This is a genomic window from Neisseria sp. P0022.S010, assembly GCF_051956635.1.
Map to the genome: position 1 here is coordinate 1 of NZ_JBQCXF010000182.1, position 5,608 is coordinate 5,608.

Annotated in this window: 5 protein-coding genes; 4 read left to right on the forward strand and 1 reads right to left on the reverse strand. The window is 49.1% G+C overall.

All coding sequences use genetic code 11. The annotated features are described in order from the left end of the window. The 4 genes from nuoL to ACTHUT_RS13170 all read left to right on the forward strand — a co-directional run. Positions 1-1,709: NADH-quinone oxidoreductase subunit L (nuoL, locus tag ACTHUT_RS13155; RefSeq protein ID WP_440418878.1), on the forward strand; the 1,709-nt coding region annotated here is incomplete at its 5' end. Positions 1,710-1,804: 95 nt separating this feature from the next. After that, on the forward strand, positions 1,805-3,301 hold the full coding sequence (locus tag ACTHUT_RS13160; protein WP_250599371.1) for an NADH-quinone oxidoreductase subunit M: 1,497 nt from the start codon (positions 1,805-1,807) through the stop codon (positions 3,299-3,301). Between the two features lie 9 nt (positions 3,302-3,310). After that, positions 3,311-4,753 (forward strand): NADH-quinone oxidoreductase subunit NuoN, encoded by a 1,443-nt coding sequence (nuoN, locus tag ACTHUT_RS13165; RefSeq protein ID WP_250599373.1) that lies wholly within the window; start codon positions 3,311-3,313, stop codon positions 4,751-4,753. 220 nt (positions 4,754-4,973) lie between these two features. After that, positions 4,974-5,273: a DUF2818 family protein gene (locus tag ACTHUT_RS13170; RefSeq protein ID WP_250599375.1), complete on the forward strand. Its 300-nt coding sequence runs from the start codon at positions 4,974-4,976 to the stop codon at positions 5,271-5,273. A gap of 73 nt (positions 5,274-5,346) precedes the next feature. On the opposite strand, the gene ACTHUT_RS13175 is transcribed toward ACTHUT_RS13170, so the two are convergent. Beyond that, positions 5,347-5,571 carry a hypothetical protein gene (locus tag ACTHUT_RS13175; RefSeq protein ID WP_137041428.1) on the reverse strand — a complete coding sequence of 75 codons (225 nt, stop codon included), beginning with the start codon at positions 5,569-5,571 and terminating at the stop codon, positions 5,347-5,349. Positions 5,572-5,608 lie beyond the last annotated feature (37 nt).

Sequence of the window (5,608 nt, forward strand, 5' to 3'; positions counted from 1 at the left end):
CCATCGGCTATATGCACGATGAAAAAGTCGGCTACCAACGCTTCTTCAGCTATATTTCTTTGTTTACTTTCAGCATGTTGATGCTGATTATGAGCAACAACTTCATCCAGCTCTTCTTCGGCTGGGAAGCTGTGGGTTTGGTGTCGTATCTCTTGATCGGTTTCTATTTCAAACGTCCGAGCGCGACTTTTGCCAACCTGAAAGCCTTTTTGATCAACCGTGTCGGCGACTTCGGCTTTTTGCTCGGTATCGGTTTGGTGCTTGCCTATTTCGGCGGCAGCTTGCGCTATCAAGATGTATTCGCTTATCTGCCTAATGTTCAGACGGCCACCATTCAATTGTTCCCCGGTGTGGAATGGTCTTTGATTACTGTAACCTGTTTGCTCCTGTTTGTCGGTGCGATGGGTAAATCGGCACAATTCCCGTTGCACGTCTGGCTGCCTGATTCGATGGAAGGCCCGACCCCGATTTCTGCATTGATTCACGCCGCAACCATGGTTACCGCCGGTCTGTTTATGGTATCGCGTATGTCGCCGATTTATGAGATGAGCAGCACTGCGTTGTCTGTCATCATGGTAATCGGTGCGATTACCGCCCTGTTTATGGGTTTCTTAGGCGTGATTCAAAACGACATCAAGCGCGTGGTTGCGTATTCCACCCTGTCGCAATTGGGCTATATGACCGTGGCTCTGGGCGCGTCCGCCTATTCCGTGGCGATGTTCCACGTCATGACCCACGCCTTCTTTAAAGCCTTACTGTTCTTGGCGGCGGGTAGCGCCATTATCGGTATGCACCACGACCAAGATATGCGCCACATGGGCAATCTGAAAAAATACATGCCGATTACTTGGCTGACCATGCTGATCGGTAACTTGTCGCTAATTGGTACGCCGTTCTTCTCCGGCTTCTACTCCAAAGACTCGATTATCGAAGCGGCGAAATACAGCACCCTGCCGGGCAGCGGCTTTGCCTATTTTGCCGTCCTCGCCAGCGTGTTCGTTACCGCGTTTTACGCGTTCCGCCAATACTTTATGGTGTTCCACGGCGAAGAAAAATGGCGCAGCCTGCCTGAGCATCATGACGATCATCATGGCGAAGAACATCACGGCTTGGGCAAAAACGACAATCCGCACGAAAGCCCGCTGGTCGTTACCCTGCCGCTGATTCTGCTTGCGATTCCGTCCGTCATCATCGGCTACATCGCCATCGAACCCATGCTTTACGGCGATTTCTTCAAAGACGTGATTTTCGTCAACGCCGACGCGCATCCGACCATGCACATCATGAAAGAAGAGTTCCACGGCGCATTGGCGATGGTGTCGCACAGCCTGCATTCGCCTGTACTCTACCTCGCTATCGCAGGTGTATTGAGCGCATGGCTTCTGTACGTCAAACTGCCGCACCTGCCAGCGAAAATTGCACAGGCGTTCCGTCCGATTTACGTTTTGTTTGAAAACAAATACTACCTTGATGCCCTGTATTTCAACGTTTTTGCCAAAGGCACGCGCACATTGGGTACCTTCTTCTGGAAAGTCGGCGATACTGCCATTATCGACAACGGTATTGTCAACGGCTCCGCCAAACTGGTCGGCGCGATTGCCGCGCAAGTGCGTAAAGCCCAAACCGGCTTTATCTACACCTACGCCGCCGCTATGGTGTTCGGCGTATTGGTACTGCTCGGCATGACTTTCTGGGGATTGTTCCGATAAGAATAAGGTTTCAGACGGCCTTAAACCTTCAGGCCGTCTGAAGCGAAGAAATATCCACATAAACACATTTTTATTTTAACCACAGGTTAACCACTATGTTTCCCAACTACCTACTCAGCTTGGCAATATGGATACCCATCGCCGCAGGTGTGCTGGTTTTGGCGACCGGTAAAGACAGCCGTGCGCCGCTGGCGCGTGTGCTTGCCTTCATGGGTGCGCTTGCCGGTTTCTTGGTAACGCTGCCCCTGTTTACCGGGTTCGACCGTTTGAGCGGCGGCTATCAGTTTACCGAGTTCCACGAGTGGATTCCGCTTCTGAAAATCAACTACGCATTGGGCGTGGACGGTATTTCAGTACTCTTTATCATCTTAAATGCGTTTATTACGCTGTTGGTGGTATTGGCCGGTTGGGAAGTTATTCAGAAACGTCCGGCGCAGTATATGGCGGCATTCCTGATGATGTCGGGTTTGATTAACGGCGCGTTTGCCGCGCAGGATGCGATTCTGTTTTATGTGTTCTTCGAGGGTATGTTGATTCCGCTGTACCTGATTATCGGTGTATGGGGCGGCCCGCGCCGCGTCTATGCGTCGGTCAAGCTATTCCTCTATACGCTGATGGGTTCGCTCTTGATGTTGGTTGCCATGGTTTACCTGTACTATCAAACAGGCAGCTTCTCTATTGTCGATTTCCAAAACATCAAACAGATTCCGTTGGGTGTACAACAGCTTTTGTTTGTAGCGTTCTTCCTGTCATTCGCTGTAAAAGTACCGATGTTCCCTGTGCACACTTGGTTGCCGGATGCCCACGTTGAAGCGCCGACCGGTGGTTCGATGGTGTTGGCGGCGATTACGCTGAAACTGGGTGCGTATGGTTTCTTGCGCTTTATCCTGCCGATTATGCCGGATGCGGCACGCTATTTTGCCCCTGTAATCATCGTATTGAGCCTGATTGCCGTGATTTACATCGGTATGGTGGCTTTGGTGCAAACCGATATGAAAAAATTGGTAGCGTACTCTTCCATCAGTCATATGGGTTTTGTCACTTTAGGTATGTTCCTGTTTGTGAACGGCCAATTGAATGACTGGGCATTGAAAGGTGCAATCATTCAAATGATTTCCCACGGTTTCGTGTCTGCCGCGATGTTTATGTGTATCGGCGTGATGTACGACCGCCTGCATACCCGCAATATTGCCGATTATGGCGGCGTGGTCAATGTGATGCCTAAGTTTGCGGCGTTTATGATGTTGTTCGGTATGGCCAATGCCGGTCTGCCTGCGACTTCAGGCTTCGTGGGCGAGTTTATGGTGATTATGGGTGCGGTTAAAGTGAATTTCTGGGTAGGCGCGTTGGCTGCCATGACCTTGATTTACGGTGCATCTTATACCCTGTGGATGTACAAACGCGTTATTTTTGGTGCGATCCACAATCCGCACGTTGCCGAAATGCAAGACATCAATTGTCGCGAATTTGCGATTTTGGCAATTTTGGCGGTTGCTGTTTTGGGCATGGGTCTGTATCCGCAAGCGTTTATCGAAGTGGTGCATCAAGCGGCAAACGATTTGATTGCCCATGTGGCACAAAGCAAGATTTGAGGTGTGTAAATGAACTGGTCTGATTTGAATTTAATGCCCACCATGCCCGAAATCGTGCTGCTTGCGCTATTGGGTGTCGTATTGCTGGCAGACTTGTGGATTTGCGATAAAAACCGCTATTTGACCCATCTGATGAGTTTGGGAACGGTCATTATTGTGGCTGTCACCCAATTGGCAGTATGGGAGCAGGGCAGTGTCGATGCCTTTCACGGTATGTATATTGCAGACGGCATGTCCCGTTTGGCGAAGCTAGTGTTGTATGCACTGACGTTTGGTCTGTTTATTTACAGTAAACCGTACAACCAAGACCGCCAAATTTTTAAAGGCGAGTTTTATACCTTGTCGCTGTTTGCCCTGTTGGGTATGAGCGTCATGGTCAGCTCGGCACATTTCTTGACCGCGTATATCGGTTTGGAGCTGTTGTCTTTGTCGCTGTACGCCATGATTGCCCTGCGCCGTGATTCCGGTCGTTCTGCCGAGGCCGCGCTGAAATACTTCGTATTGGGCGCGTTGGCCTCCGGTTTGCTACTCTATGGTATTTCCATGGTTTATGGCGCCACCGGTTCTCTTGATTTTGCTTCCGTCTTGGCTTCTGCTTTCAATGAGCAGGCCAATGAATGGTTGTTGAAATTGGGTATGGTGTTTATTGTAGTTGCCATTGCATTTAAATTGGGTGCGGTTCCATTCCATATGTGGGTACCTGATGTGTACGATGGCGCGCCGACCTCTGTTGCCGCCTTTGTGGGTACGGCTCCGAAAATTGCCGCTGTTGTCTTTGCATTCCGTATCCTTGTTACCGGTATGGGTACCATACATTCAGACTGGGCGCCGATGTTGGCCATCCTTGCCGTTGCATCTTTGGTGGTCGGTAACCTTGCCGCCATCATGCAAACCAATATCAAACGTATGCTTGCCTATTCCACCGTATCGCACATGGGCTTTATCCTGTTGGCGTTTATGGCAGGCGCGGTCGGCTTTACCGCTGGTTTGTATTACGCTATTACCTATGCTGTGATGGCGGCAGTCAGCTTCGGTGTTTTGATGGTATTGTCCACCAAAGACATTGAGTGTGAAAACATTAAAGACCTCGCGGGTCTTAACCAACGCCATGCATGGTTTGCCTTCCTGATGTTGCTGTCCATGTTCTCCATGGCAGGTATTCCGCCGCTGATGGGCTTCTACGCCAAGTTCGGCGTGATTATGGCGCTCTTGAAACAAGGCTATGTCTGGTTGTCAGTGTTTGCCGTTATCATGTCCCTGATTGGCGCCTTCTACTACCTGCGCGTGGTCAAAGTCATCTACTTCGATGCGCCTGACCATGATCAGCCGGTCGGCAGCAACTATGCCGCCAAATTTGTCCTGACGGTCAATGCCTTCCTGCTGCTCCTCTGGGGTATCATGCCGCAAACCGTTATCGACTGGTGTGCCAAAGCATTGGAAAATACCCTGTAAGTTTCAAACAAAAACAACGGCGGCTGTTCCAAAGTCGCCGTTTTTGTTAGGATTCGCATTCGGATGAAATATCCCCCAAGTTCAGACGGCCTCAAGCCTTTGAACAATCATCAAGCGGGCATCATCAAGATATTGAATATTCTACGGATAATGATAGGCAAGAATGCCCATTTAACATGTTAAAATCACACACAGGCCGTCTGAAAACAGAAAGACCACCATGACTGCATCCATGTACATTCTTTTGCTGTTGGCACTTATCTTTGCCAACGCACCATTTATTACCACCAAATTCTTCGGCATCATCGCCCTTAAACGCAAACATATCGGCCATCACTTGATCGAATTGCTAGCAGGCCTCCTTCTTACCGCGATCCTCGCCTATATCCTCGAATCACGTGCCGGAGCCGTACATGCCCAAGATTGGGAGTTTTACGCGACCGTTGTCTGCCTCTACCTGATTTTTGCTTTCCCATGCTTTGTATGGCGTTACTTTTGGAATGAGCGGAATAGAGAGTAGGATTTGAATAAGGAAAAGGCCGTCTGAAAGATTTTCAGACGGCCTTGTATTTGAGAATGTAGGTGGTAATGACTTACATCATTTGGCTACGAAAGTTTTTACATTCTTGTTTTCTTGTATCAGTAATAATCTTAGGATTTTGAACTGAGTTTTTATCTTGGTGATAATTACATTCCTGAACAACGCGCCGGTATGAGGGTTTCTGAGGCTTTCTATATTGTTGTGGTTGGTGGTGGTAAGTATCTGTAGCACAAGCAGATAGAACTAGAATACATATTGTTACTAAAAGTTTGTTCATACGATTTCCTGATTATGAATTAGTGGCCGTTGTATGC

Excerpts from the sequence above, each read along its gene's own strand:
- ACTHUT_RS13170 (WP_250599375.1), top strand. The coding sequence starts at position 4,974 with ATGACTGCATCCATGTACATTCTTTTGCTGTTGGCACTTATCTTTGCC.
- ACTHUT_RS13160 (WP_250599371.1), top strand. The coding sequence starts at position 1,805 with ATGTTTCCCAACTACCTACTCAGCTTGGCAATATGGATACCCATCGCC.
- ACTHUT_RS13175 (WP_137041428.1), bottom strand. The coding sequence starts at position 5,571 with ATGAACAAACTTTTAGTAACAATATGTATTCTAGTTCTATCTGCTTGT.
- nuoN (WP_250599373.1), top strand. The coding sequence starts at position 3,311 with ATGAACTGGTCTGATTTGAATTTAATGCCCACCATGCCCGAAATCGTG.